The following is a 24,901-nucleotide window of genomic DNA, read 5'->3' as shown; positions in this document are numbered from 1 at the left end:
CTATGTCTAATAAAAACAATCATACGATGGAGCCTACCTCAGATTCTGAGGCAAAAGCATGGCTATCAGTCGAGCACGCCGCGGCTATAGAGTCGGATGCTGCATTACGTGATTTGTTAGCGCCCGTGCATCGTTGGCTTAATGTCTTGTCGGTGCGCAATCATTCGCCGCATACGTTGACCGCTTATTTTGCAGGACTGAACCAATTGGCGCTATTTTTACGTGGGAAACGCCTGACGTGGACGCGCTGCGATAAGCGCCAATTAGCCCAGCATATTAGTCAACGCTTGGATGAAGATAAACTGGCACTTGCTAGCGTCCAGCAAGAGCTGTCAGCCATTCGCCATTTTTATGGCTGGTTGATAGAAGAGAACTTGGCACGTATCAATCCAACGACTGGCTATCAGCTCAAACGTAGTCCTCGACCGCTGCCGTCTATCGCTGATGTTGATTTGCTCACTCAGCTGCTTGACCAAGAGATGCCTGACACACCGGAACAAGCGCGCCTATGGCTACGTGATAAAGCGATGTTTGAATTGCTTTATAGCAGCGGTCTGCGCGTAGGTGAGTTGGTCGCGTTGGATGTGGTAGATGTAGATTTGGCTGATTTGCGCGTGCGAGTGACAGGTAAGGGCAATAAAACGCGTTTGGTGCCGTTAGGTATCAAGGCAGCAGAAGCGATTAGTCGTTATCTACCGCATCGTAATCTGTGGGTGGAGCAAATGGACAGCGCATTATTTATTAGTGAAAAATTGGGTACGCGTTTATCGACACGGGCAGTGCAGCAGCGTCTCAAAGTTGCGGCTACCCGTGCTGGCATCGCACAAAATATGTATCCGCATCTATTGCGTCATTGTTTTGCCTCGCACATGCTGTCGGGCAGTGGTGATTTGCGCGCGGTGCAAGAAATGCTTGGGCATAGCGATATCAGTACCACGCAAATTTATACCCATGTCGATTTTGCTAAACTCACGCAAGTCTATGATCGCGCTCATCCGCGCGCGACTCATGCAAGCACTGAAAAAAATACCACCTAACATCCGATATTCAATACTTACTATTCAGTACTCAGCATTGAAACTGACTTACGCCAAACGATGACAATCAAAAATGGGCATTTTTTGGCGGCCTTGCTGTTGAGTCTGTTTGTCTAAGATTGCCAAGATCAAAGCATAATTTTTATTATCTTTATGAATAGCATTGTTTAATTCACTATCCTCATAGCTGTTAATAATCGTGCCATCAAAAGCTGTGATAGTGGTATGCCCCCACGTTTGACGGATATCACCGTTTTTATAAATATGGTCGCCGCCTTGTGCTGCGCCAATGACCATGCACTGACTGTCTAACGCCCGCGCGCGAAGTAACAGCGACCAGTGTGCTTGCCCCGTTAAATAAGTAAATGCCGATGGCGCACTTAATAGGTCAGCGCCTGCTTGACGTAAGCGCTGTGCCAATGCGGGAAAACGCAAATCAAAACAAACCATCATACCGAGCTGATAAGCAGCATGATCACTCTCTACTGTTGCAACTACAGTCTGTGTGCCGGGCTCAAACGTCGCCGCTTCATTATAGCTGCCATGTTTATCTGCTACCGTCGCCGTGAATAGATGAATTTTGTCATAGCGTGCCACTCGCGTACCATCAGGGGCAAATAGCTGACTGACTTGGCGCAGTCTGCCATCAGGCACGATGACGCCATCAGGGCGATAAGGGCAGGGTAGTGAGCCTGCCAGCACATAGACACCGTAAGTACTGGCATAGTCTGCTATCGTCGCTGATAGCGCATCAAAGCGCTCTGCGGTGGTAAATTGCTCGCCCATGCTACAGCAGTTTTCAGGTAAGACAACAAGGTGAGCACCTTGATGACTGGCATCGCTGATGGCAGCTTTTATAGCCGCTACGTTTTTTTCGATGTCTTGCTGGCTATTCATTTGAATCGCAGCAGTGACAAGATGTGGTTTATTTGCTTGGTCATTCATCGTATTATTCTCGGTTAATGTTAAGAGTGGTTCAATTGGCTCGAAGGTTTTGTGTCATGTACCTTGTATTTTTTATATAGCCTTATTATTATCAACAAGATTTGGTTGTTTATTGTTTAGCAGTTCATGCTAAAACGGTCAAATTTATAGAGTTTTATAAGTAGAAAGTAATAAGCGTATTGGACCGTCTATAAATTATCATAGCAAAATTGCCACGAAAAATGCTATCGTCATGTCCTGATAACGTTAACTCGCTACTTTAAGTGGCAACATATATAGACTATCACCAGTATCGGAGTGTAATAAGCCACCCATGAGTATGTCTTTCGGATTGGCGACCACGCTGAGCACCTCACAAAAACTGACCCCGCAAATGCAGCAAGCTATTAAATTGCTGCAACTCTCTAGTCTTGAGCTTGCGCAAGAAGTTCAGGCCAAGCTGGATAGTAATCCATTGCTTGAACGTATTGAGGATGATGAAGATGAATACGATTATGGCAGCGGCGATAGAGTAGATGAGTCATTGACACTTGATAGCTGGAACCAGAGCGCTGATATTGACTCATTTAGTGCAACCTCTGAGAGTAATACCCATACCTCTGAACCAGATGAAGACTTTAGTGACAGCTTGGACAAATTACAGCAAGCCAGTATCGATGATGGTGCCATAGACAATCATACGATGGATAGTGACGACTATAGTAGCTTTGAAAGTAGTGCTGATAGCAGTAATTATGCATCTACGCCGAGCAGTTCGGGGAGCAAAAGTGACGAGGATTTTGACAGTTATCAAGGCGGCACTTCTGCCACCATACAAGACCATGTGCGCTGGCAGCTGAACTTTAAGCATCTCTCAGAAGCGGACATGTTGATTGCAACCTATCTGATAGACTCTATGGATGACATGGGTTTTGTGCGGCTTGATATCGATGAGCTGTTGCAAAGCTTCGATACGATGGCAAGTTTTTATCAATGGGACGAATCGGTTGAGCACGATGAAGTCATGGCTGTTTTACGTGTTATTCAGTCTTGTGATCCGCTGGGTGTTGGGGCGCGAAATCTCAGTGAGTGCCTAGCGATTCAGTTGTCCAAGCTCGATGCAAATACTGACCATCTAAAAGAAGCGCAAGCATTATTGTCAGCCAGTGAGCATTTGGTGAGCAATAACATCAAAGTATTGACTGAGCGGACTGGACTCGCGCCTGCACAGATTACCCCCGCGCTTAACTTACTGCGTACCTTGAATCCGTCACCTGGCCTGCTATTTCAAAGCAGCCAACCAGACTATACTCAGTCGCCAGCCAGCTATGATATTCCTGATGTTTTGGTCACGCCTATACGTCACCATCAGAGTCAGACGAGTTCAGATAAATCGACGCAAGAGGACGGCTGGAATGTGCGCCTCAATCCTGACACCATGCCAAAGCTAAGAGTCAATCAAGAATATGCCAATTTGGTGAAGCGCGGTGATGACAGCCCCGACAATCAATATCTGCGTGAAAACCTCACCGATGCCCGCTTGTTTATTCGTAGTATCGAAGAGCGTAATCAAAACTTATTAAAAGTGGCAACCAGTATCGTGCGTTATCAGCAAGAGTTCTTGCAGCATGGCGCAACTGCCATGCAACCGCTCATTCTAAAAGCCATTGCGGAAGAAGTGGATTTGCACGAATCGACCGTTTCACGTCTAACCACCAGTAAAACAATTTTGACGCCGCAGGGATTATTTTCACTCAAACATTTCTTTTCATCTCATGTCAGCAGTACCGACGGTGATATTTCATCGACTGCCATTAGCGCCATGATTAAGCAACTGATAGCCGATGAAGATGCCAAAAAGCCATTATCTGACAGTCGCATAAAAGATTGTTTATTATCGGAAGGTATCGATATCGCCAGAAGAACCGTGGCCAAATATCGTGAAGCAATGAATATTGGCTCGTCTACTCAGCGTAAACAGAAATATTAAATGTCACAATTCAATGAGTTAAGAGAGAAATCGTGCTATCGCTAATATATTTCTTGATAAATATAAAAAATAAAATTTTTTGATTATATAGAAACATTCAGGAAACAACCGTTTTTATTACATTTAATTACACTTTGCTGTCTTGCTACTATTTGATATTCATGACAAATTAGAGTCATACCAACAACGAAATCTAAGTGTCGATTTAGCGTATTTACTTATCTCATTAATCAAAATGACAACGAAAGGACACGTTCGATTTTTGCTAAAAGCATCGATTACTAAAGGCGCTGATCAATAAAGACACCCCATTCATTGTTGGTAAGGCAGGGTGAAAAAGCAGGAATGCTGGCTCATCTGTTGATTGTAAGCAACAACGTAGGCAACAATGTAAGTCATAATAAAAGGACAATAATATGAATGTTTCTATCAGTGGTCACCATATCAGTGTTACCGACGCTATGAACACAGCTGTTCAAGAAAAACTTGATAAAATTGGTCGTCATTTTGATCAAATACAAAGTATTCAAGTCATTTTATCATTAGATAACAGCGGTGCTATAAAGAGCCATAAGGCTGAAGCGATTATGCGAGTATCGGGTAAAGAGATGTTTGTCCAAGCGCTTGACGATGATATGTATAAAGCCATTAACGAGATGGCAGACAAACTTGATAGACAAGTACGCAAGTACAAAACTAAGTTGGAGAGCAAAAAGACTCAGGGTGCTGGGCGTGATGGACGCTATGAAGAGCTGATGACAGATGATGCCGCTCCAGCAGTCTAATGTTATAGAGTTTAGGATATTTAAAGGTTAATGATTACTGGCTGATGAAATAATAAATAGTATAAATAGCCGCATTTTTAGATATCTCTAAATGACATTGCCTAAAACGGAAAAAGACCTCGAACGTTTGCTACGTTGAGGTCTTTTTTATGAGCAATTATTTTTTAAAAACTCACCTTTAAATACATTTCTTTAAGCACATTCATTTTCAAATCAATAGATCATCATTTTAGCTAATTAGCCACCACCGACTGCTTGTACCACTTCGATATTCATACCTTCAGCGATACTTAATTGAGCAAGCTCACTCTTTGGAATCAGTTCACCATCGACTTCTACTGCATAACGACCTTGGCTAAGACCAAGCTCATTGATGACCAGTTGCACAGTCTGATGGGTAGTCTGTAGTTTCTTACCATTAACGATAATGGTACTCATAAAATATACTCCTTAATGATTTTTTATCCTTTTATGCGTACTAAGGCGTGTCCTCATTTTTATCTCCATTTTCAAAACGAGGATACGCTATAGAGTGCAACTTACTTATTGTTTGATCGATTGGTTATTTTGCGACCAATTTGTTCATCTTAAATGATGACAATGCTAGCCATAGCCAACCTGCAATCATTAGTACACCACCGATAGGCGTGATCGCGCCAAACCAAAGTGGTGCGCCAAGTGTCATCGCATATAAGCTACCAGCAAATATGATAATGCCAATTTGTAATAGCCATGCAGTGATTTGAGTAGCATATTTCATGCGAATAAACAGACCAACCAGTAATAAACCCAGCGCATGTATAAACAAATAAAGTGTTGCAGTGTGCCACCATTCGAGTTGTTGAGCACTGGCGATATTTTTTAGGCCATGCGCCCCAAACGCCCCTAAAGCGACGGCGATGGCCATATTGATCGCTGCAATTCCTATCCAATTTAACATGACAAACTCGTATTATTGAAAACTATAGCTGTTGAAAGTCAATTATTCCTGACAGGTAACAACTATTTACAGGTAGTAATTATTGACAAGTAATAACTACTGAATATCGTCTGGCAAAATAACGCTATCAATAGTCATTGCCTCGCGGATTTTGTCCATGGCATTTTTTTCGATTTGGCGTACGCGTTCTGCTGAGATAGAGTAGACGGCTGCCAATTCGTGTAAGGTTGATTTTTGCTCAGAGAGCCAGCGTTGCTCCACGATATCGCGTGAGCGCTCATCAAGGGTATCCATTGCCGCAATCAATGCAGATGAGTTGCTTTCTTCCCAATCTGCTTCTTCTAACTGCTCGGCAGGATCGATACCATCTTCTAAAAATAGCTGCGGTGCATAACGTCCATCGTCGTCATCGCTAGATTGCGCCTCAAACGAGGCGTCATAAGAGGTAAGCCGCGATTCCATTTCTAACACCTGCTTGCGTGTGACATTTAAGTCCTTGGCAATGGCATCAGCCTCTTCTAGAGTTAGCTGGTTGTTGGTTTTTTTGAGACTACGCAAGTTAAAGAATAATTTACGGTGCGCTTTGGTGGTCGCGACTTTGACAATGCGCCAGTTACGAATCACAAATTCATGGATTTCTGCTTTAATCCAATGCACTGCAAATGACACCAAACGCACGCCCTTATTCGGGTCAAAGCGTTTTACAGCCTTCATTAGTCCCAGATTGCCCTCTTGGATTAAGTCTGCTTGCGGCAAACCATAACCCGAGTAGCTGCGGGCAATATGAATCACAAAACGCAGGTGCGACATCACGAGCAGACGCGCCGCTTCTACATCGCCTTCATCATAATAGCGATGTGCCAGCTCTTGCTCTTGGATTGGTGTCAAAATTGGGATTTGGTGCACCGTGTTGATATAAGCGCCCAAATTGACCCCAGGCGCTGACAAATGAGTCGGCATCGCTGGCACTAAGTCACGGGTGCTAGTGTCGCCTAAGGCGCTAGCATCATAAGGTGGACGTTGGGCGGCAGCTTTTAATGCGGCATCACGTGCTTCGTTTTTTATAGGAGCTGCCTCATCTTTTTTATTCGTTTTTGCCGTATCAGTAGAATTATTAGCCATATTCTTGACCTTGATTAAATAGTGACGCAAATAGTCAGATAAAAATCTTTATAGTTGTAATTGTAAAGGATAGCGACACTTAGTTGCTATCAGTTTTAGTAATGATGAAGTGATATATTGTATCGAAACGCTGTGCTGATAAGCTATCCGCTGATGGCTGATCCGTCATGCTACTAACGATTAATCGCAGTTGACTTGCGGCATTTGTTTGCTGGTTTTGTTGACAAAAAGCGGTGATATCAGCCTGTGAGTTGGCATCAGTTGCGACCACGTATAATGAACCGCCAGCTGTGACGTCACGTAGTGCCACTTTGGTTTTTAACAGCGGCATTGGACAAGCAAGTCCGCGACCATCAACGAAACGTTGAACATGAACAGGCTGCGTTTCATTCGCCTCATGATCTGTAGTGACAGTATGCGCTGGTAACAAGTCTAACAGGTTGCTGATGTCTTGCTGCTCAGTATCAGACAAATCTGCTGATAAGTTTATAGAATAAGGAAAATATACGGTGGTTGACTGACGATCAGCAGACATAAAATAAACCTTATAAATATTTTGATTTGTACTAGATTGTATTGAACATTCGCAAACACGCAATGACAGTGCCTGTAATTCATAAAAGACACTCGGCAGTGGCCAGACCCTATAATCATGAAATGCCATTATACCAAATAGCCGATATGTAGTTGAAGTTGAATATAATCAACGTCACATTCAGTTCATTAGAATCACCTATAGTTTGTTCAAGATAATTTAGATACAAGGAAAACGAGCAAAAGTACTAAAAATAGTAGACTGAGCGCGCCTGACACCATATCTATTTTATAGGGGATTGACTAAAGCCATGTTGCACAATAGTGACGGACAGCTGAGTTATTGGTAGTCGAATGCAGACTAGAATTGACCTTATATCAGCAAGCTCGTATAGTCGAAAAACGTTTAGTCAAAAAATCATTCGAAAAGACCTTACTTCAAAAACACCTTATTTCAAAAACACCTTACTTCAAAAACAGTATCATTACTCACTTGCATAGGATACGTACTTGAACCATTTTAATAGACAATCGATACTTGGTAATGCGCCCATGACTCAGGGAAAAAAATGTAAAAGTGCCGCGCGTTCGATGGCATTATCGAGCGCTATTAAATTGGCGTTGTCGGCGATACTAATGACGATGACCACTGCTGCCATGAGCGAGAATAGTCTTAATAATGCTAATACGAGCAGCAAAGCGATGGCATCCAATTATAATTCATGGCAAACCACCGGCTCAGAAGAGCTAAATCTGCCCAATTTGCGCGGACAAGGCTTGAGCTTCGCTGAGCAATATCAAAATAAATTGCTCGGCGAATGGTCGTTACGGAACGTCAATGGTCGTATCAAAATGGAGCATGATCCTTGGATTCAAGAAACGGTCAAAGACATGACTTGGCGTCTCAATGCGCAAGCAAGGCAGCAAGCGCCGATGGGTTTGGTTATCATTGATAACCCAAGTATCAATGCCTTTGCAGCACCAGGCGGTGTCATTGGACTCAATACAGGGACGATTCTGGCCGCTAGCAGTATGGATGAGCTTGCCAGTGTGGTGGCGCATGAAGTTGCTCACATCAGTCAGCGCCATTATGAAAGTGGTGCTGATGAGCGCAAAAAGGCCTTGCTGATGCAGATAGGCGGTATGCTGGCTGCGATTGCAGCATCGGCGGTCGATGGTGATGCAGCGGCGGCAGTGATGATGGGTAGCCAAACGGCAACGATGAACAGCACGATGGCATTTAGTCGAAATAATGAGCGCGAGGCCGATCGGGTGGGCATGCAAATCATGACCCAAGCAGGCTACGACCCAAGTGCGATGCCGCGATTCTTTGCCACGATGAACCAACGTAGCCAGCTCAACCAAGTTGAAAATCGATTTTTACCAAGCTTCGTACGCTCGCATCCACTGAGTAACGAGCGCTTAAGTGAAGCACAAAGTCGTGCCCAGCATTATCCCTCACTGTCACTAAATCAGCAGCAGCGCCATCAGGCGTTGTTTGATCTGCTCTATTGGCGTGTCCAAAGTACGGGTAAACACGCCTCAGAGACAGTGCTAATGACGGCTGCTAAAAATAGCATAGGTGCCAAATTGGCTTTGATGAACTGGTATGGCGAACAGCAACGCTTTACAGAGGCAAGCGATTTACTGGCTGAAATCAATCGACTGCCGCCTACGCAGCGCCAAAATTTAGAGCCTTTACTATCGATTACTCATAGCCAAATTCTAACGGAGCAGAATAAATGGTCACAAGCGGCGGACGTATTAGCCAGCCAGCAGCGTGTTTATCCTGAGCGTCGTGATCTGCGTCTTTATTTGGCAGAAGCGCTTACCAATAGCAATCAGCCCATCAAAGCCCAAGCGTTGCTTAAACCACTGACCGAGCAGCAGCCAAGCGACCGTTATGCTTGGCAAAGTCTGCAACTGGCCAATGAAAAACTGGCAAAAATGACCGACTCTGCGTCCCTGAAAAATATTGCCACCATTAACGCGCTACGCTATCGCAGTCATGACCAACTATGGAGTAGTCGTTACGAGAGTGCGTTGACGTCACTGACCCAAGCCAAACAACTGGCGGAAAAACTACAAACCACGGCTCAAGCCAGTAGCGCCCGTCCATTGCTTGCCAATATCAATGCAGAAATCAAAGCAGTAAAAACCGCCAAAGACTTTGAGCCTTAGGCGGTTATTTTTACGATGTCGTCATTAGCTTTTGATGACACTAATTACTAGCCTTGCAGCGCATCTTTCACCAGCTTAGAGATGAGCGCAGGGTCTGCGCGTCCTGCGGTTTTGTTCTTTAATACACCCATCACACTGCCCATGTCACGCATAGAGGTTGCGCCTTGTGCAGCGATTTCCGCATTGACCAAGGCCGCAAGTTCAGCATCATCCATTTGTTTTGGCATAAATTCATTGATGATATCAATCTCAAACTGCTCTTTGGTTGCCAGATCATCACGATTGTTTTTGGTAAAAATATTCAACGACTCATGGCGTTGTTTTAGCTGCTTTTGCAGTATATCTAAGACTTGCGCATCATCAAGCTCTATTTGACGGTCAATCTCAATTTGCTTGATAACCGCTTGCACGTTACGCAGTACTTTGACACGCTCAAGCTCACGCGCTTTCATAGACACTTTGACATTGTCTGATAAAGTCTGTTTCAGTTGGCTCATTGTTATTATCCTTATTTGTTAAGAGGTATTTATTCAAATTTTTAAGCAATAATAATAAAAATTGTAGCATAAAAAACGCCACTGATATCAATGGATAACAGTGGCGTTAATGTAGCACTTGTACTTAATTAATCGAATTATCGATTAGTACATACGAGTGGTACGAATAGTTTCGCGTTGTAATTTTTTCTTATAACGCTTTACGGCAGCAGCTTTTTTACGCTTACGTACTTGCGTTGGTTTTTCATAAAACTCACGCTTACGTACGTCTGATAATACGCCAGCTTTTTCGCAAGCACGCTTGAAACGACGGATAGCGATGTCAACTGGTTCGTTTTCTTTAACCTTAACTGCAGGCATGAAGACTCCTCGATTAGGATGAGATATAAGGGCATTAGTCTGGCTGTGTATTAGTATTTAGCCGTAATATCTCAAGATTACAGGCATCAGCTCAAACTAGGATAATCTTGCGCATGAGCACAAGGGCAAGCATTTTAATAAAAAATGTCAGTTAAGTCAATGATTTTAGCACATTAATCCATATTTATCATTAAGTTGCAAGGTACAATACGCAGAGACAATTAGAAAAGTAGTTAGAACGCAGGTTTTTGCTCCCGCTTTAATGAAACTATAAATGCAAAGTATAAAATTACTATGAATAAAAAACCCTACTGTCTATAACGGTTTGGTTGGAGTTTATGCTATGATAATTTGCATATAATAGTCAGCATATTAACCATTTTATGTGTATTTTATTGAGGATGTTGGAATGAAAAAAACAGGACTAAATATAGCGCTAAGCACCGCATTTATCCTTGCTCTTGGCTTTGGCATTAGCGCTTGTAGTGGTGAAAAAGAAGGCGAATCACACGAAGTATTGGCAAAAGATCGCGTTGATGAAGCCGCTGAGCTGGCTCGCAAAAACGCACCTGAAGCTGAAAAAATGGAGTTCCCAGAAACGGCTCCAGCGCCAGTAACTGAAGCTGATGGCACAGTAGATGGTGCTGCAGCTGCTGAAGCAGGGACGACTGCTACTGATATGACAGATGCAACGGATAGCGATGTTGCTGTCGCTGACAGTGCAGTTATGCCAGCTAGTAGTGCAGATGTGCCAGCTGCTGATACGGCGGCAACGCCTACTGCTGACGCTGAACCAGCTACGAACTAATCACGGTTTGTGGGTTGATAGGTTTTGAATTTATGCGCTGTCATAAACAGTCGCTAACATGAAATATCGAATAGAGGTGTGATCATGATAAGTAAACAGCAGCGTATGAATAAACTGGTCTTATCTGCCATTAGTTTAAGTGCGCTATTAGCAATCACTGCTTGTAGTGGTGACAATGCAGCGGTTGAAGAGCCTGCTGTTGTCAATGAATCTGCCGATACAACGGCAGTGGTAGAAGACGCACCTATAGTCGAACCTGAAGTCGTTACACCTGAACCTGTGGCAGATACCGAGACGACGGTCATTGAAGATAAGCCAGTGCAGGAAATCTCCGCGGAGCCTGAAGTGTTGGCTGCGGATGCAGGCGCCAAGCTTTATGAGACCAACTGTAAGGTTTGTCATGAAGGAGGGCTGCTGAACGCGCCGAAATATGGTGATAAAGCCGCGTGGGAGCCGCGTCTGGCTAAAGGCACAGAGACGCTGCACATGCATTCGGCAAAAGGCTTTAATAAGATGCCAGCCCAAGCCACCGATAAGGTCAGTGAAGCCCAAGTTTACGCAGCTGTAGATTACATGATTGAAGCAGTTAGCTGATCCGGTATATTAAGAGATATTGACCATTGAAATTTGTTAAACTGACCGTCATTGTGACTGACAATGGCGGTTTTTTTATGCACGTTTTTTGGCAGATACTAGGGCGTGTCCTCAATTCAATCGATTAACCTCTAAATGGGTTAAAAATGGCTAAACTTTGTCAAACATCGCCAAACATCGCCAAACATTGTCAAATAGCTTATTAATATCTCGATAGTATTTACGCTGCTTTCCTTGTTTGACGGCAATTTATCTCATTTTTATCACCATTTTTAAAAAGACGACACGACCTAAAAGATAGCAGCGTTGTAAAAAATAATACGCAGACCAAAGTATGATAAAGGCAAAAATATGAAAGTATTGGGTTTAGAGACTTCTTGTGATGAGACAGGTCTGGCGATTTTTGACAGTGAGCAGATGAATAGTGACAATCAAGGGCTGGTTGGACAAGTCCTGTATTCACAAATAGAGCTGCACGCACTGTATGGTGGCGTTGTGCCTGAGCTTGCCAGTCGCGATCATATTCGTAAGTTGGTGCCTTTGCTTAATGAGTTGTTAGAGCAGTGTAATGTGAAGAAAAGCGAGATTGATGCCATTGCTTATACCAAGGGACCTGGACTCATTGGCGCTCTGATGACGGGCGCATTATTTGGGCGCAGTTTGGCATATGGTTTGGATATTCCTGCCATTGGTATCCATCATATGGAAGGACATCTGCTCGCACCGCTGATGGGTGCCAATCCACCCGCCTTTCCGTTTGTTTCGTTATTGGTCTCAGGTGGGCATACATTACTCATCGCCGCACGTGGTGTCGGGCAATATGAGATATTGGGTGAGTCGATCGATGATGCCGCAGGTGAATGCTTTGATAAAGCCGCCAAAATGTTAGGTTTGCCCTATCCGGGTGGTCCCAATATTGCCAGATTGGCTGAAACAGGCAACCCAACTGCTTACAATTTGCCAAGACCCATGCTACATCGCGGATTAGATTTTTCTTTTAGTGGTATGAAAACCGCCGTGCATAACCTTATTAAAGACACCGATGGTTCAGGTGGCTCAGGGAATAATACGGACAGCGATCCGCAAGTTCGCGCCGATATCGCCGCCAGCTTTCAGCATGCAGTCGTCGATACGCTAGTGCGAAAGTGCGTGAAAGCACTAAAGCAAGTAGAGATGAGTCGATTGGTGATTGCGGGCGGTGTCAGTGCCAACACTCATTTGCGTGAAACTTTGGAGAGTGAGCTTGCCAAGATAAATGCCACTGTGCATTATGCGCCGCCTGCATTATGTACTGATAATGGGGCGATGATTGCTTATGCTGGTTATGAGCGCTTGCAGGCAGGGCAGTCTGATGATTTAGCGGTGAGCTGTGTGCCGCGTTGGCCGATGACTGAGCTACCAGCAGTGTAAGATGGCTTTGCTCAATACTAATACTATCTCCGTTAACCTTTATTAAACCTAAGGATGAACTATGCAGTGGCTTGCTATTGGACTAGGGGCTGCCATTGGGGCTTGCCTGCGGGCATGGTTGGCTCGCTTTAATCCGCTGCACCACTGGATACCCCTTGGGACGCTTGGTGCTAATGTATTGGGTGGACTATTAATAGGGTTGGCACTGGTGTGGTTTGAGCGCGTGGGCAGCAGTTTATCGCCCAATGTCCGACTATTTGTGATTACCGGTTTTTTGGGCGGATTGACCACTTTTAGTACTTTTAGTGCAGAAGTTTTTACCTTTATCAATGCTGGTAAACTACTAGCAGGTTTGGGATTGGTTGGGCTACATGTGGGACTGACGTTACTAGCAACCGCTATCGGATTTTACTTCTTTAAGCTGGTTTTATAAGCTTTGATAGATGCCATTCGCATAATGGTCTAATATAAGTGGTTCCATTATACCAGTCTGTTTTAAGTGGTCTATTAATTGATTAATCAGCCTAATTAGGTGGTTCCGTTGGGGTATACCCAGAACTCTATTCTTGGTTCAGTAGTCGATAGTTATCACATCCAGCTTGATTTCCACCATCACAGGTCTTACCAAATATTTCTTTAGCTTTAGCCTTGTTTTGGCGAACCCCATAGCCTTTGAAGTACATCCGACCAAGGTTGTTTTGCCCATCAAAATTTCCTTGATTAGCTGCTTTTTGATACCACTTAAATGCCTTTTTATAATCTTGACGGACGCCAAGACCCTCGAAATACATAAAACCAAGATTATTTTGTGAGCTGGCTGCCCCTTGATTAGCTGCTTTTTGATACCATTCAAGTGCCTTTTTATAATCCTTACCTGCGCCATAAGTACCATAACCTTTGTGATATGTCACACCAAGATTATGTTGAGCTTTAACATTTCCTTGATTAGCTGCTTTCTCCCACCATTCAATCCCCCTTTTATAATTCTTAGTGGTTCCATCGCCATGAAAATACATTCCTCCAAGATCAGATTGAGCATCAATATTTCCTTGACTGGCTGACTTCTGCCACCACTCAAACGCCTTTTTAGAATCCTTGACACTACCAAAACCACCGAAATACTCTGCTCCAACAAGATACTGAGCCTTAGCATCACCTTGCTCTGCTAGTACTTCCAGTGGATTGCTAATATTTTTAAATTTCATAGATGTAGCTAGCTCTTGAGCTAAACTTGCTTGATCTTGAGCTAAATCTGCTTGATATTGAGCTAAATGTATTTCGTCTTCATTAGCTGTATTTGCTTGCGCTTGGGCTATATCTGCCTCAGCCCGAGCTATATCTGCTCGATCTTGAGCTATATCTGCATCTGTTTTTGGGTACGTTACAGGTTTCACAGGATTAAATATCGTTGAACCTTCAGCCGGTATGGTCGCTGATGCGAAGGCTAATATTTCAGCATCTGATAATGGTGAGGCAGTGGCTAATATAGAAAAAAATACTGATACTATAAAAATTACTAGCTTGTATATGACTGAGTTTTTCAGCAGTGACATGGCAAGTCTCTATTTATAAAGTTGGAAGGTTGTAAAGTTAATAACATGTTAGCAGGTATATTTTAGAGCTGTCGGCTCGGTGGCTTTTTTGTGCTAATTTTCATTTAATATAAGACCCATTATTGGAATATGTTCAATGCCTGTTATGTACACTACGAAGTACACTGGAATTATTTCCATAATTCAAACTCTTATTATCATTAGCACACAGCCGAACCTTCAAGTCCTCACTAGGGTACCGTTATTTACCATAACGCTCGTCATAGCGTAAGAGAGCGGATGATATTTCTTAACTGGAATAATTTAGTAGATAGTGAAATACTACACCGGCTTCACAATACCTTCTAATAAATTCGCAAAACCTTGCATATAAGCGGTATCTTGGCTTGATGTGCGCGTCGCTGCATATAGCTGACAATGCACACCCGTACCCAATGGACGCGAGACGACCCAGCCTTTTTTCTCATATTCAGCAACCACCCAATCAGGTAACGCCGCCACACCGCGTTCACTAGCAACCAATTGAATCAGCATCGCCGTCAACTCTGTAGTGCGAATACTATCAAAGCTTACTTGCGCAGGGGTCATAAAGTTGGCAATAATATCGAGACGCTTGGCTTCCACTGGATACGCAATCAGGGTTTCATTGGTTAAGTCATCTGGCTCAATAAATTTCTGCGCCGCCAAATCATGCGTTGGTGATAGCACCAAGCGACTTTCATACTCAAATAACGGCTGATAGCTGATACCGTCTATCGGTAAATCGCTGGTGGTAATGAGTAAATCAATATCACCTTCCATCAATAAGTGGTGCGGCTCTGGCTCAAAACCAGTCGCAAAATCTAGCTCTACATCAGACCATTCGCGGCGGTAATGATTGAGTATCGGCATTAGCCAATCGAAGCAACTGTGACATTCAGAGGCTAGCCGTAATCTACCCGCTTGACCGTGAGCTAAGCGTTTAAGGTTGGATTTGGTACGAGTGACCTGCGGCATGATGCTATCTGCCAATGCCAATACCGTCTTGCCAGCTGGCGTAAAAGTCAGCGGGCGTGTTCGGCGATTGACCAAGCTGATATCGTAATAATTTTCCAGCTCTTTTAGCTGATGCGAGACCGCAGACGCTGTGACGTGCAATTCATCGGCAGCCGCCGCCAATGAGCCATGCGCTCGTAGCGCGGTTAAGGTATTGAGATGACGAAGCTCTAACATAAGACAACCTAACCGCTAAAGTGAGAAAAATTCATTATAATCGATATAGCGCTGATTTTCATTCAAAGTCCGATTTTTAATCAGCAATATTAAATGAGCAGCGATAAATTAGCGTCGACGCAATAATAGCTGCGAAATAATGACCAATATCAGCGAGGCAACCAATAAAATAGTCCCAATGGCATTGACCTCTGGTTTGAGTCCTACCCGTACCATCGAATAAATTCGTAGCGGTAAAATCTCATAACTGGGCCCCGTGACAAAGGTAGAAACCACTACATCATCAAGCGATAAGGTAAAGGCGAGCAACCAACCTGCCATCACTGCGGGCAGAATGACAGGAATGAGCACGGTACGCACCATCGTTGATTCACTAGCACCCAAGTCGCGTGCGGCTTCCATCAAGCGTTCATCCAGACTGCTCAATCGTGCAAACACCGTGATGACTACAAACGGTAAGCAAAAAGTAATGTGCGCGAGTAACAGCGAGACGAACCCTAATTGCAACCCTATTAATAAGAATAATGCCAATAATGAAATAGCGAGTACAATTTCAGGCGACATCATTAATACAAATAACAACCCATTTAATAAGCCTTTACCGCGAAAGTTATACCGATGTAGCGCGAGAGCAGTTAGCGTTCCTATCAAAGTTGAGACGGTGGCTGCGACCAATCCTAATACAATAGAATGCCAAAAAGAATCGAGCATCGCTTGGTTATTCAACAGCGACTCATACCACTTTAAGCTAAAGCCGCCCCAGTTATAGCCGACTTTTGATTTATTAAAGGACATGACGACTAAGACGATAATTGGCAAATACAGCATGGTATAAATGAGACCAAGATAGCCTTTAGCCGCGATACTGCCAATCTTAATAGACGATCTTTTTTTAGTTGCCGAGCTATTCAGTTGATGATTCAGTGAACTATCAGACATTAGGCCACCTCATTAAAGTCGGTCTTGCCAATGCGGCGACTACTGGCACGGTAGGCGAGTAATAATACTGCCATTGCTAGTGTTAATAACACGCTGGCAGCTGCGCCAAATGGCCAGTCACGCGCATCCAAGAACTGGTTTTTGATGATATTGCCGACCAATAAATTGCGTGAACCACCCAAAATATCTGCCACATAAAACATACCCATTGCAGGCAGCAGCACCAATAATACCCCTGAGATAATGCCAGGCGTCGTCAATGGCAATATGATATGCCAAAAAGTCTGGGTCTTTGATGCGCCCAAATCCTGTGAAGCGAGTAGCATGTCATTACGCAAATCGGTAAATACTGCGTATAACGGCAACACCATAAATGGGAACAATAAGTACGTCAAACCAGCAATCACCGCCACTTGCGTGTATAAAATATCAATCGGGGCATCGATGATACCGATTGCCAGCAGCGATTTATTAATCAAACCATTATTGGCAAACAGTAACTTTAGTGCATAAGTACGCACCAAAGAGTTGGTCCAAAATGGTAGGATTAACAGCATCATGAGTAGCGGCTGCCAACGCGTTTTGGCCTTGGCTATCAGCCAAGCAAAAGGGTAGCCAAGTAACAAGCAGATGATGGTTGTGATACCTGCCATCCATAACGAGTGAATAAATACGCCAAAATATAGCGGATCAATCATGCGTATATAGCTGTCGATGCTGACAGGCAAGCTAATAAAAGCACTGCTATCACGGGTCAAAAAACTGACAGCGATGACTAAGATATTTGGCAATAGCGCAAATATCAATAACCAACCCCAAATCAGCCAAAGCGTTACGGTACGAAAAGGACTTTTGCTGCCTAAGCTATGACCTGCCATCAGCTAATATCCTTTTGAGTAGCTAAACTGGCAGCTTGATGATTGGCTTCATCATCAAGCGTACCGTCTTCTGGTAGTACCCACTCCCAGCCATCGACCCATGATACTTTGACACCTTCATATAACTTGTAATCAAAGCTTGGATCGTCCTCATCAAAGAATTCAGAAGCCTTAATAATGTGACCGTTTGCTAATTCAATAATCGAATCTAAGGTGCTACCTTTATAGTTGCTTTCAATCACTCGCCCGAGTAAGCCACCATGTTCTTTATCATTGGGGTCATAAATTCGCAAATCTTCAGGACGTAACAATAAATTAACGATATCGCCCACTTGTACGTCGTTAGCAAAATCAGGACGGCGTAAATTGCGTAAGGTGGTCGGACCATCTTGCGCTTGTGCTTCACAAACTTCGACTTCGATACGACCATTGGTCACGCGACCGTCGCGATCTGGTTGGTCAGGATAAACGCCTCTGACTTCCGCTTTAAACAAGTTGGTCTCACCGATAAACTTGGCGGTAAATAAATTCGACGGCGTTTCATAAATCTCAATAGGCGTGCCGATTTGCTGAAAAGTGCCATCTTTCATCACGGCGATACGATCCGACATCGATAGCGCTTCTTCTTGATCGTGGGTGACAAATACAAAAGTGATGCCAAGCTCTCGTTGCAGCCGTTTAAGCTCAGATTGCATTTGTAAACGCAGCTTATGATCGAGCGCAGATAGGGGCTCATCAAGTAGCAACAGTTTAGGACGATTGATGACGGCTCGTGCAATGGCGACACGCTGCTGCTGACCACCAGACAAGTCTTGTGGTCTGCGATTGGCTAAATGCTCCAGCTGTACCATGGCGAGCATCTCGCGCACGCGGGTTTGAATCTCATCTTTTGGTACTTTTTTGAGCTTAAGCCCGTAAGCAACATTTTGTGCGACACTCATATGCGGAAACAAGGCGTACTGCTGAAATACTGTGTTCACGGGACGTTTATCCGCTGGCAAGCCTGCCATCTGTACGCCGTCTAGATAAATTGCCCCAGCATTTGGCTGCTCAAAACCAGCGATTAGGCGCAGTAAGGTTGTTTTACCGCAGCCTGATGGACCAAGCAGCGTCAAAAATTCACCGTGCTTGATATCAAGATTGATGTCTTTTAATACTTCAGTTTGATCATAGGTTTTTTTTAGACCAGTCAGTTGCAGTAGTACTTTGTCATCTTGAGCTGATGCAGAGGCTCTGTGCATATTTGGCGGTGAATTGGTCATAATATTTATTCCTACGTGTCCGACATCGCAGTACAGCTATTTATTTAGGACACTGTGGTCAAGGTGATTTGATATGGATATAAGCGATGGGTGTAAACCCGATTTGGTCGCCGCGTATTATAACAAACCCTTGATATAAATCAGTGCAAGTTCGTTATAAGTTCTGCGAGCAACACGATTAAGCTGTCAATGGCTGTTGATGCTTGATAGTTCGGTGTTGTCTGTTTGATGCTCGGTTTTGGCTAATGCATTTCTGTTTTTCAGTTTCACTTCCAACTTTATAATTCTGTATGATTGGCAATAACTGCCATTCTATGACGATATTTAAACAAAATTTTTTATCATTTTTTGGTTTTTATTCCTATACAATCACGGTATGGCAGACAAACACAATGCGCCTGATAGGTTAGTAGCCATTCGCAAATCTATGTTTGAATACATGTGTGTAAAGCTGTTTACAACGCTAATATTATTAATGATAAAGGATGTCTTATGCCTAACGATACACGCCCGAAAACCGGTCAAGAAGCTCTTGCGCTTTTAAAAGAAGGCAATATGCGCTACATAGATAGTTTGACCACTACTGATCCAACAATGCAAAGACGACCTGAATTGGTTAAAGATCAAGATCCCTTGGCCATTATTTTGGGTTGCTCGGATGCACGAGTACCAGTTGAGATTGTATTTGATCAAGGCTTGGGTGATTTGTTCGTTATTCGAGTCGCCGGTAATGTCGTCGCGCCTTCACAGATTGGCTCGATTGAGTTTGCGGCCGAAAAGTTCGGTACAAAATTGGTGGTCGTGCTTGGGCACTCACATTGCGGCGCTGTTACGGCTTGTGTTGAGACACTGATCAATCCTGAGAAAAACTATTCGCCCAACTTGCAGTCGATTGTCGATCGCATTCGCCCAAGCGTTTATAACTTGCATGAGCTTGCCACTGCCAATGGTCAAGATGTCGACGCAGACGAGTTGGTCGATCGCTCTATCCGCGCCAACGTCCGTATGTCAGTTAGCCAGCTCAAACATGGCTCGCGGGCATTAGAAGACTTAACTAATAGTGGTCAATTGCTGGTCGTGGGTGCAGAGTATGATTTAGAGACAGGAAAAGTACGTTTCTTAGACAGCTAATTAATCGGTTAAATGGGTAGCACCCAGTGTGCGCTCTTACAAAACCCACTCAATGCTTTCGCGATTTTTTATTATGATAAAAGGGTCAAGCGCGTAAAAAATATTCACGCGCTTGCTTTTAAACTCTCTATTTTGTCAATATTAGGATGACTATGTCTACAGCAAATACTGGCTCAGCCACTGATAATAATAACGAATCACTTATCGCTCAACCAACGAGCAGCGTCAATACCGATGGTGTGCAGCCTATCTCAGTACAGACGACAGGTTTCACTTTTAACCACACCATGCTACGTGTCAAAGATCCTGCCAAGTCGTTGGCGTTTTATACCGGTGTCCTTGGTATGACTTTGCTGGCAGTCAAAAAATTCCCTGATATGGGTTTTGATTTGTACTTTTTAGCCAAGTTAACCGAAAGCGAGCGCGACAATTTGCCCGCGGGTGATGATTTGGAAATCTTTGCCTTCCGTCAACGCGGCATTTTAGAATTGACCCATAATTATGGTACCGAAACGAAAGCTGACTTCAGTTATCATGATGGTAATGGTGAGCCACAAGGTTTTGGGCATATCTGCTTTAGCGTACCTAGTCTCGATGAAGCGGTTGCTTGGTTTGATAAAAATAATGTCGAATTCAAAAAACGTCCAGAAGATGGCAGTATGAAAAACATTGCCTTTATCAAAGATGTTGATGGCTACTGGATTGAAATTGTACAAGCAAATTTAATGGGCTAGCTTGACAGGCTGGTATGTCAATACGTCAGTTAATCTAGGACATGCCCCAGTCAAACAATCAATTAATCGAGTGAATGGAAGCATAAAGCCAACCAACCAAAGGAGTGACGTCTAGATGCCTACCTCTGAGGCAGAAACGACAGTAAATACCAATATAGCGCCTGAACCAGTGACAACAGATGTGCTGACATATCAAAGCATCATTGATTCAGCAAATGAGATAGTGGTTGGCTTTGTTGAACGCATTCCCTATTTTGTCGCATCAATTATTGTTATTCTGATTTTTTGGTTTCTATCGATTGTCTTCAAAAAAGTGGTATACAAACTTTTAGGCAGTCGCAGTCGGCATCAGAATTTGGTTAAAGTGTTTCAGCGAGTAGGCGGCGCACTCATCATCTTTATCGGTTTTATGATTGCTATGGTGATTGCCGTACCAGGATTTACGCCTGCCAAGCTGATTGGTGCACTCGGTATTGGTTCCGTCGCTATTGGTTTTGCCTTTAAAGATATTTTTCAAAACTTGCTCTCTGGTATTTTGCTGCTGATCTCAGAGCCGTTTCGCATCGGTGATCAGATTGTCTCAGGCGACTATGAAGGGACGGTTGAGGATATTAAAATACGCGCCACGACTATCAAGACGTATGACGGTCGGCAAGTGGTTATTCCCAACTCTGATTTGTATACCTCAGCATTGACTGTCAATACCGCCTATAAGCAGCGCCGTTTGCAAGTGGCTGTTGGTATTGGCTATGAAGATGATATCGAAGCAGCAAAAGCTGAGATTCTACAGGCGTTAGATAAAGTCGAAAGCGTATCGAAGAAAGCGCAGCCAAGTGTGATTGCTACGGGTTTTGGTGATTCAACGATTGATTTGATGGTACGTTGGTTTATCGAAGATGGCACTCAAGCCAACAAAGTGACCTCGATTCATCAAGTGATCGTAGAGATTAAGAGCGCACTCGATGCAGCAGACGTCAACATTCCATTCCCGATACGCACGATAGATTTGAGTGATCCATCAGTGACATCGATTATGAATAAATTGCATGAGCAAAAGGCGATCGATGTTAATAACGATGTTAATAAAGCTGTAGCAGAGTAATTTGTTTAGCGCGTTATTTTAAAGAACTACCTTTTACACAATATTTTCGAAATAAAAATCCGCCATATCAAATGACATGGCGGATTTTTTTACGATATCAATTTATGACAATTTAGTCAGTTTTGACTTTAAAATCGGTATGACATGATTTACAGCTAGCGCCGACTTCACCAAAGGCTGGTTTGACATCGTCGATGCTAGTGGCTGTTTGTGCAGCAGCGTTCAGCTCAGCAGTGACTTTTTGAAAGTTCTCTGCTTCTGCGCGAAAACCATCGGCATTTGACCAAACGGCATCAGTCGCATTGCCAACGGCTTCTTTATTTTCAAAATGACTCCAAGGCGTAGCAGCGTCTTCTGCTAAAAATGCGGCTTGCTCTTTGAATACGGCGGCATCAAAGGTGTCAGGTGCTTTCATCATATCACCCATGACACCCATCGCATCACCATAGCTTTTCATGCTATCTTGGCGGGCTTTTACATCAGGGTCAGTGGCAGTGCTACACGCTGTTAGACCTAGGGCGGCTGCCATCAATGTGATGCCAAAGATAGATTTTAATGATTGGTTGGTATGAACCTGTGCCATGTGAATTACTCCTGTAAAATTGGTTAGTAGTAGGCGCGCTTATAAACGCTGGCTTTACATACTGTTTTTAAGTATCTGCACTTAAAGGCTTCTTTTAAATACTGCTTTTAAATAAAGCGTATTGTTATAAAAATTACCTCATCATCTTTTGGAAACGCATTCGCTTCTAAAGGATTTTTCCAACAATAGTTTTCATTGTAACGGTTATCTGTGCAGTGGACGTAAATTTAGTTGTTATATCATCGTAATTTTTGAGTCAGTGATTATCGTTCATATAAATTTGCGCCCATATAAATTTGCGCTCATATAAATTTGCGCTCATATAAAAAGGTCAGCGTGGATAGCTGACCTTCTTGATACTCTCTAAAGACAAGCTAACAAATACCTTAGCCTTTATTATATTCACACAAACTATAGAGTCAACCAATCGCGTGGTTTTAGATAAAAATCGGTCAATGCAAACTCAGGCGAGCCTTCAGTCGGCTCAAAGCGATAATGCCAGCTGGCAAGCGGCGGCATACTGACTAAGATAGACTCAATACGGCCATTGCTTTGTAGTCCAAATAGCGTGCCGCGGTCATAAACAAGGTTGTACTCAACATAGCGACCACGGCGATAAAGTTGAAATTCGCGCTGTGCCTCGGTATAAGGGGTATCTTTACGCTGCTCAAAGATGGGCATGATACCGTCAAGATAACCGTTGCCGACCGCCTTCATAAAATTAAAACAGGTTTCAAAGTCCCAGCCACGACTTTCTGTATTGACATCATCATAAAACAAGCCGCCGATACCGCGTTGCTCATCACGATGACGTAGGTGAAAATACTCATCACACCATTGCTTGAAATCAGGGTAGACGCTGTCACCAAAAGGCGCGCACAGATCATGACAGACTTGATGCCAATGCACGCAATCAGCGAGTACGGGATAAAACGGCGTCAAATCAAAACCACCACCAAACCACCAAATAGGCTCTTCGCCCTCAGCTTCAGCAACGAACAAACGCACATTGGCATGGCTGGTTGGGACGTTCGGGTTTTTGGGATGGACAACCAATGAGACACCCATGGCTTGAGCTTTACGACCAGCGATATGGGGATGGCGTGCAGTGGCTGAAGCAGGCAAGTTATGCACGTGAATATGACTGAACATCACACCCGCTTTTTCAATCACCTCACCATCTGCTAGGACACACGAGCGACCGCCGCCGCCTTCAGGACGTTCCCAGTCATCAGGGACAAAGGTTGCATTGCCGCCACCATCGCGTTCTTGCGCTTCTAAGGCTTGACAGATACGAGCCTGCAAATCGACCAAAAATTCACGCACACGCATGATGTCGTTATTGGCTGGCACTGTTAAGTCTGTCGCTGATAGCTCTGTCTTATTATCTGTATTTGAAATACTCATAAAATATCTATTTATTTAGTGTATTGATGTCTACTTATTAAGATGTAACGCGGTATTGAAATCTTTATCTAATAAATGGCCCATGCGGTCGCGCTTGGTCGCTAAATATTCAGCATTCATATCATTCACCCCAACCAATAAAGGCACGCGTTCCACGACATTAATACCGTGCTCAGTTAGATAAGCCACTTTGTCTGGATTGTTGGTGATGAGTCTGACGGCGTCAACACCGATATGAGCGAGCATCGGGCCGCACATATCATAAATGCGCGCATCCGCAGGTAAGCCCAACATGAGGTTGGCATCTAAAGTATCATGACCTTGGTCTTGCAGGGCGTAAGCGCGAATCTTATTGGTCAGACCAATACCACGACCTTCTTGGCGCAAATATAATATCGCCCCGCAGCCAGTCTCTTGTATTGCTTGCATCGCCGTGTTGAGCTGCGGTCCACAGTCACATTTTAATGAGCTAAAAGCATCACCTGTCAAGCATTCTGAATGAATACGAATCAATGGAATGGTTTTTTCTGCTCGCGTGGCGTCCGTCTGACTCGGTGAGTTGTCCGCCGTATGTTGATCGACGACAGGCAAACCAACAGTCAGCATCACATGCTCTTGACCTTCGTCGTTTTCAAAAATATGAATATCAAACTCGCCATGACGAGTAGGTAGTTTGGCACTGGTAATAAATTGATATGACATTAATGTCCTGCATAAGCCGATAAGCGTGGCGGTAGAGGGTCTTTTTTAACCATATTAAAACAGCGATGATATCCTAGCTGCATGATGAAAGTAGGATAATGCCAGTATAATTCATTCGTAAAGAGTGCATGCTGATTGTCTTTATTATAAAAACACACAAAGTTCACAAACGACGCACGATGATTAAAGCGACAATTAAAAATAAATGCTATTATG

General features: G+C 43.7%; 26 protein-coding genes. 11 read left to right on the top strand and 15 right to left on the bottom strand.

Annotated features, from left to right (window positions below):
* Positions 1 to 2: 2 nt before the first annotated feature.
* On the top strand, positions 3 to 1,037 hold the full coding sequence (locus JMX95_RS03800) for a tyrosine recombinase XerC (RefSeq protein ID WP_109591174.1): 1,035 nt from the start codon (positions 3 to 5) through the stop codon (positions 1,035 to 1,037).
* Positions 1,038 to 1,085: 48 nt separating this feature from the next.
* On the opposite strand, the gene JMX95_RS03795 is transcribed toward JMX95_RS03800, so the two are convergent.
* Positions 1,086 to 1,982, bottom strand: a complete 897-nt coding sequence (locus JMX95_RS03795) for a nitrilase-related carbon-nitrogen hydrolase (protein WP_109591176.1) — start codon at positions 1,980 to 1,982, stop codon at positions 1,086 to 1,088.
* Positions 1,983 to 2,295: 313 nt separating this feature from the next.
* Here JMX95_RS03795 and JMX95_RS03790 point away from each other — a divergent pair, with 313 nt between their 5' ends.
* Both JMX95_RS03790 and hpf read left to right on the top strand, forming a co-directional pair.
* The gene (locus JMX95_RS03790) at positions 2,296 to 3,951 is read left to right on the top strand and encodes an RNA polymerase factor sigma-54 (protein WP_109591178.1); all 1,656 of its coding nucleotides are present in this window, start codon (positions 2,296 to 2,298) and stop codon (positions 3,949 to 3,951) included.
* A gap of 416 nt (positions 3,952 to 4,367) precedes the next feature.
* On the top strand, positions 4,368 to 4,736 hold the full coding sequence (gene hpf, locus JMX95_RS03785) for a ribosome hibernation-promoting factor, HPF/YfiA family (RefSeq protein ID WP_060490316.1): 369 nt from the start codon (positions 4,368 to 4,370) through the stop codon (positions 4,734 to 4,736).
* Positions 4,737 to 4,973: 237 nt separating this feature from the next.
* On the opposite strand, the gene thiS is transcribed toward hpf, so the two are convergent.
* The 4 genes from thiS to JMX95_RS03765 form a co-directional block, all read right to left on the bottom strand.
* The gene (thiS, locus tag JMX95_RS03780) at positions 4,974 to 5,174 is read right to left on the bottom strand and encodes a sulfur carrier protein ThiS (protein WP_045443372.1); all 201 of its coding nucleotides are present in this window, start codon (positions 5,172 to 5,174) and stop codon (positions 4,974 to 4,976) included.
* 124 nt (positions 5,175 to 5,298) lie between these two features.
* The gene (locus JMX95_RS03775) at positions 5,299 to 5,676 is read right to left on the bottom strand and encodes a DUF423 domain-containing protein (RefSeq protein ID WP_109591180.1); all 378 of its coding nucleotides are present in this window, start codon (positions 5,674 to 5,676) and stop codon (positions 5,299 to 5,301) included.
* 96 nt (positions 5,677 to 5,772) lie between these two features.
* A complete protein-coding gene (gene rpoH, locus JMX95_RS03770; protein WP_198329691.1) occupies positions 5,773 to 6,636 on the bottom strand; it encodes an RNA polymerase sigma factor RpoH in 864 nt (287 codons plus the stop codon).
* A gap of 241 nt (positions 6,637 to 6,877) precedes the next feature.
* Complete coding sequence (locus JMX95_RS03765; protein ID WP_109591182.1) at positions 6,878 to 7,333, bottom strand: sulfurtransferase TusA family protein; 456 nt, start codon at positions 7,331 to 7,333, stop codon at positions 6,878 to 6,880.
* 509 nt (positions 7,334 to 7,842) lie between these two features.
* On the opposite strand from JMX95_RS03765, the gene JMX95_RS03760 reads away from it, so the two are divergent.
* Positions 7,843 to 9,513 (top strand): M48 family metalloprotease, encoded by a 1,671-nt coding sequence (locus JMX95_RS03760; RefSeq protein WP_227675951.1) that lies wholly within the window; start codon positions 7,843 to 7,845, stop codon positions 9,511 to 9,513.
* 47 nt (positions 9,514 to 9,560) lie between these two features.
* Here the strand turns inward: JMX95_RS03760 and JMX95_RS03755 are convergent, their stop codons facing one another.
* Positions 9,561 to 10,010 (bottom strand): GatB/YqeY domain-containing protein, encoded by a 450-nt coding sequence (locus JMX95_RS03755; RefSeq protein ID WP_109591184.1) that lies wholly within the window; start codon positions 10,008 to 10,010, stop codon positions 9,561 to 9,563.
* Between the two features lie 144 nt (positions 10,011 to 10,154).
* Positions 10,155 to 10,370: a 30S ribosomal protein S21 gene (gene rpsU, locus JMX95_RS03750; protein ID WP_010195908.1), complete on the bottom strand. Its 216-nt coding sequence runs from the start codon at positions 10,368 to 10,370 to the stop codon at positions 10,155 to 10,157.
* A 409-nt stretch (positions 10,371 to 10,779) separates the two neighbouring features.
* On the opposite strand from rpsU, the gene JMX95_RS03745 reads away from it, so the two are divergent.
* The 4 genes from JMX95_RS03745 (at position 10,780) to JMX95_RS03730 (ending at position 13,615) form a co-directional block, all read left to right on the top strand.
* Entirely contained in the window at positions 10,780 to 11,178 is a 399-nt protein-coding gene (locus JMX95_RS03745; protein WP_109591186.1) for a hypothetical protein, read from the top strand.
* An 84-nt stretch (positions 11,179 to 11,262) separates the two neighbouring features.
* Positions 11,263 to 11,772, top strand: a complete 510-nt coding sequence (locus JMX95_RS03740) for a c-type cytochrome (RefSeq protein WP_109591187.1) — start codon at positions 11,263 to 11,265, stop codon at positions 11,770 to 11,772.
* Positions 11,773 to 12,123: 351 nt separating this feature from the next.
* A complete protein-coding gene (tsaD, locus tag JMX95_RS03735) occupies positions 12,124 to 13,182 on the top strand; it encodes a tRNA (adenosine(37)-N6)-threonylcarbamoyltransferase complex transferase subunit TsaD (RefSeq protein WP_109591189.1) in 1,059 nt (352 codons plus the stop codon).
* Between the two features lie 61 nt (positions 13,183 to 13,243).
* Entirely contained in the window at positions 13,244 to 13,615 is a 372-nt protein-coding gene (locus tag JMX95_RS03730) for a CrcB family protein (RefSeq protein WP_109591191.1), read from the top strand.
* Between the two features lie 127 nt (positions 13,616 to 13,742).
* Here the strand turns inward: JMX95_RS03730 and JMX95_RS03725 are convergent, their stop codons facing one another.
* The 5 genes from JMX95_RS03725 to potA form a co-directional block, all read right to left on the bottom strand.
* Positions 13,743 to 14,735 carry a tetratricopeptide repeat protein gene (locus tag JMX95_RS03725; protein ID WP_201552575.1) on the bottom strand — a complete coding sequence of 331 codons (993 nt, stop codon included), beginning with the start codon at positions 14,733 to 14,735 and terminating at the stop codon, positions 13,743 to 13,745.
* Positions 14,736 to 15,056: 321 nt separating this feature from the next.
* Positions 15,057 to 15,947 (bottom strand): LysR family transcriptional regulator, encoded by an 891-nt coding sequence (locus JMX95_RS03720; RefSeq protein WP_045452563.1) that lies wholly within the window; start codon positions 15,945 to 15,947, stop codon positions 15,057 to 15,059.
* 108 nt (positions 15,948 to 16,055) lie between these two features.
* Positions 16,056 to 16,886 carry a spermidine/putrescine ABC transporter permease PotC gene (gene potC, locus JMX95_RS03715; protein WP_109591195.1) on the bottom strand — a complete coding sequence of 277 codons (831 nt, stop codon included), beginning with the start codon at positions 16,884 to 16,886 and terminating at the stop codon, positions 16,056 to 16,058.
* Positions 16,886 to 17,764, bottom strand: a complete 879-nt coding sequence (gene potB / locus JMX95_RS03710) for a spermidine/putrescine ABC transporter permease PotB (RefSeq protein ID WP_109591197.1) — start codon at positions 17,762 to 17,764, stop codon at positions 16,886 to 16,888. The genes potC and potB overlap by 1 nt, the downstream gene beginning before the upstream one ends.
* The gene (gene potA / locus JMX95_RS03705; protein WP_201560019.1) at positions 17,764 to 19,026 is read right to left on the bottom strand and encodes a spermidine/putrescine ABC transporter ATP-binding protein PotA; all 1,263 of its coding nucleotides are present in this window, start codon (positions 19,024 to 19,026) and stop codon (positions 17,764 to 17,766) included. The genes potB and potA overlap by 1 nt, the downstream gene beginning before the upstream one ends.
* Before the next feature lie 492 nt (positions 19,027 to 19,518).
* On the opposite strand from potA, the gene JMX95_RS03700 reads away from it, so the two are divergent.
* From JMX95_RS03700 to JMX95_RS03690, 3 genes are all read left to right on the top strand, one after another.
* On the top strand, positions 19,519 to 20,157 hold the full coding sequence (locus JMX95_RS03700) for a carbonic anhydrase (protein WP_045443399.1): 639 nt from the start codon (positions 19,519 to 19,521) through the stop codon (positions 20,155 to 20,157).
* 152 nt (positions 20,158 to 20,309) lie between these two features.
* Positions 20,310 to 20,891, top strand: a complete 582-nt coding sequence (gloA, locus tag JMX95_RS03695) for a lactoylglutathione lyase (protein WP_109591201.1) — start codon at positions 20,310 to 20,312, stop codon at positions 20,889 to 20,891.
* Between the two features lie 115 nt (positions 20,892 to 21,006).
* Entirely contained in the window at positions 21,007 to 21,993 is a 987-nt protein-coding gene (locus JMX95_RS03690) for a mechanosensitive ion channel family protein (protein ID WP_109591203.1), read from the top strand.
* 112 nt (positions 21,994 to 22,105) lie between these two features.
* Here JMX95_RS03690 and JMX95_RS03685 read toward each other — a convergent pair whose 3' ends face one another.
* From JMX95_RS03685 to ribA, 3 genes are all read right to left on the bottom strand, one after another.
* Positions 22,106 to 22,576, bottom strand: a complete 471-nt coding sequence (locus tag JMX95_RS03685; protein ID WP_045443409.1) for a c-type cytochrome — start codon at positions 22,574 to 22,576, stop codon at positions 22,106 to 22,108.
* 411 nt (positions 22,577 to 22,987) lie between these two features.
* Entirely contained in the window at positions 22,988 to 23,983 is a 996-nt protein-coding gene (gene hemF, locus JMX95_RS03680; RefSeq protein WP_201552588.1) for an oxygen-dependent coproporphyrinogen oxidase, read from the bottom strand.
* Positions 23,984 to 24,013: 30 nt separating this feature from the next.
* Complete coding sequence (gene ribA / locus JMX95_RS03675; RefSeq protein ID WP_045452548.1) at positions 24,014 to 24,685, bottom strand: GTP cyclohydrolase II; 672 nt, start codon at positions 24,683 to 24,685, stop codon at positions 24,014 to 24,016.
* Positions 24,686 to 24,901: the final 216 nt, after the last annotated feature.

It is taken from the genome of Psychrobacter sp. NC44 (assembly GCF_904846655.1).
Lineage (GTDB): Bacteria > Pseudomonadota > Gammaproteobacteria > Pseudomonadales > Moraxellaceae > Psychrobacter.
This window is presented reverse-complemented; position numbering and strand designations above follow the sequence as displayed.

Coding starts and splice junctions, on each gene's coding strand:
- hpf (WP_060490316.1), top strand. CDS start 4,368: ATGAATGTTTCTATCAGTGGTCACCATATCAGTGTTACCGACGCTATG.
- thiS (WP_045443372.1), bottom strand. CDS start 5,174: ATGAGTACCATTATCGTTAATGGTAAGAAACTACAGACTACCCATCAG.
- rpsU (WP_010195908.1), bottom strand. CDS start 10,370: ATGCCTGCAGTTAAGGTTAAAGAAAACGAACCAGTTGACATCGCTATC.
- JMX95_RS03765 (WP_109591182.1), bottom strand. CDS start 7,333: ATGTCTGCTGATCGTCAGTCAACCACCGTATATTTTCCTTATTCTATA.
- potA (WP_201560019.1), bottom strand. CDS start 19,026: ATGACCAATTCACCGCCAAATATGCACAGAGCCTCTGCATCAGCTCAA.
- rpoH (WP_198329691.1), bottom strand. CDS start 6,636: ATGCCGACTCATTTGTCAGCGCCTGGGGTCAATTTGGGCGCTTATATC.
- potB (WP_109591197.1), bottom strand. CDS start 17,764: ATGGCAGGTCATAGCTTAGGCAGCAAAAGTCCTTTTCGTACCGTAACG.
- JMX95_RS03755 (WP_109591184.1), bottom strand. CDS start 10,010: ATGAGCCAACTGAAACAGACTTTATCAGACAATGTCAAAGTGTCTATG.
- JMX95_RS03745 (WP_109591186.1), top strand. CDS start 10,780: ATGAAAAAAACAGGACTAAATATAGCGCTAAGCACCGCATTTATCCTT.
- JMX95_RS03690 (WP_109591203.1), top strand. CDS start 21,007: ATGCCTACCTCTGAGGCAGAAACGACAGTAAATACCAATATAGCGCCT.
- JMX95_RS03775 (WP_109591180.1), bottom strand. CDS start 5,676: ATGTTAAATTGGATAGGAATTGCAGCGATCAATATGGCCATCGCCGTC.
- ribA (WP_045452548.1), bottom strand. CDS start 24,685: ATGTCATATCAATTTATTACCAGTGCCAAACTACCTACTCGTCATGGC.
- JMX95_RS03740 (WP_109591187.1), top strand. CDS start 11,263: ATGATAAGTAAACAGCAGCGTATGAATAAACTGGTCTTATCTGCCATT.
- JMX95_RS03725 (WP_201552575.1), bottom strand. CDS start 14,735: ATGTCACTGCTGAAAAACTCAGTCATATACAAGCTAGTAATTTTTATA.
- JMX95_RS03700 (WP_045443399.1), top strand. CDS start 19,519: ATGCCTAACGATACACGCCCGAAAACCGGTCAAGAAGCTCTTGCGCTT.
- JMX95_RS03800 (WP_109591174.1), top strand. CDS start 3: ATGTCTAATAAAAACAATCATACGATGGAGCCTACCTCAGATTCTGAG.
- JMX95_RS03795 (WP_109591176.1), bottom strand. CDS start 1,982: ATGAATGACCAAGCAAATAAACCACATCTTGTCACTGCTGCGATTCAA.
- hemF (WP_201552588.1), bottom strand. CDS start 23,983: ATGAGTATTTCAAATACAGATAATAAGACAGAGCTATCAGCGACAGAC.
- potC (WP_109591195.1), bottom strand. CDS start 16,886: ATGTCTGATAGTTCACTGAATCATCAACTGAATAGCTCGGCAACTAAA.
- JMX95_RS03720 (WP_045452563.1), bottom strand. CDS start 15,947: ATGTTAGAGCTTCGTCATCTCAATACCTTAACCGCGCTACGAGCGCAT.
- JMX95_RS03730 (WP_109591191.1), top strand. CDS start 13,244: ATGCAGTGGCTTGCTATTGGACTAGGGGCTGCCATTGGGGCTTGCCTG.
- JMX95_RS03685 (WP_045443409.1), bottom strand. CDS start 22,576: ATGGCACAGGTTCATACCAACCAATCATTAAAATCTATCTTTGGCATC.
- tsaD (WP_109591189.1), top strand. CDS start 12,124: ATGAAAGTATTGGGTTTAGAGACTTCTTGTGATGAGACAGGTCTGGCG.
- JMX95_RS03790 (WP_109591178.1), top strand. CDS start 2,296: ATGAGTATGTCTTTCGGATTGGCGACCACGCTGAGCACCTCACAAAAA.
- gloA (WP_109591201.1), top strand. CDS start 20,310: ATGTCTACAGCAAATACTGGCTCAGCCACTGATAATAATAACGAATCA.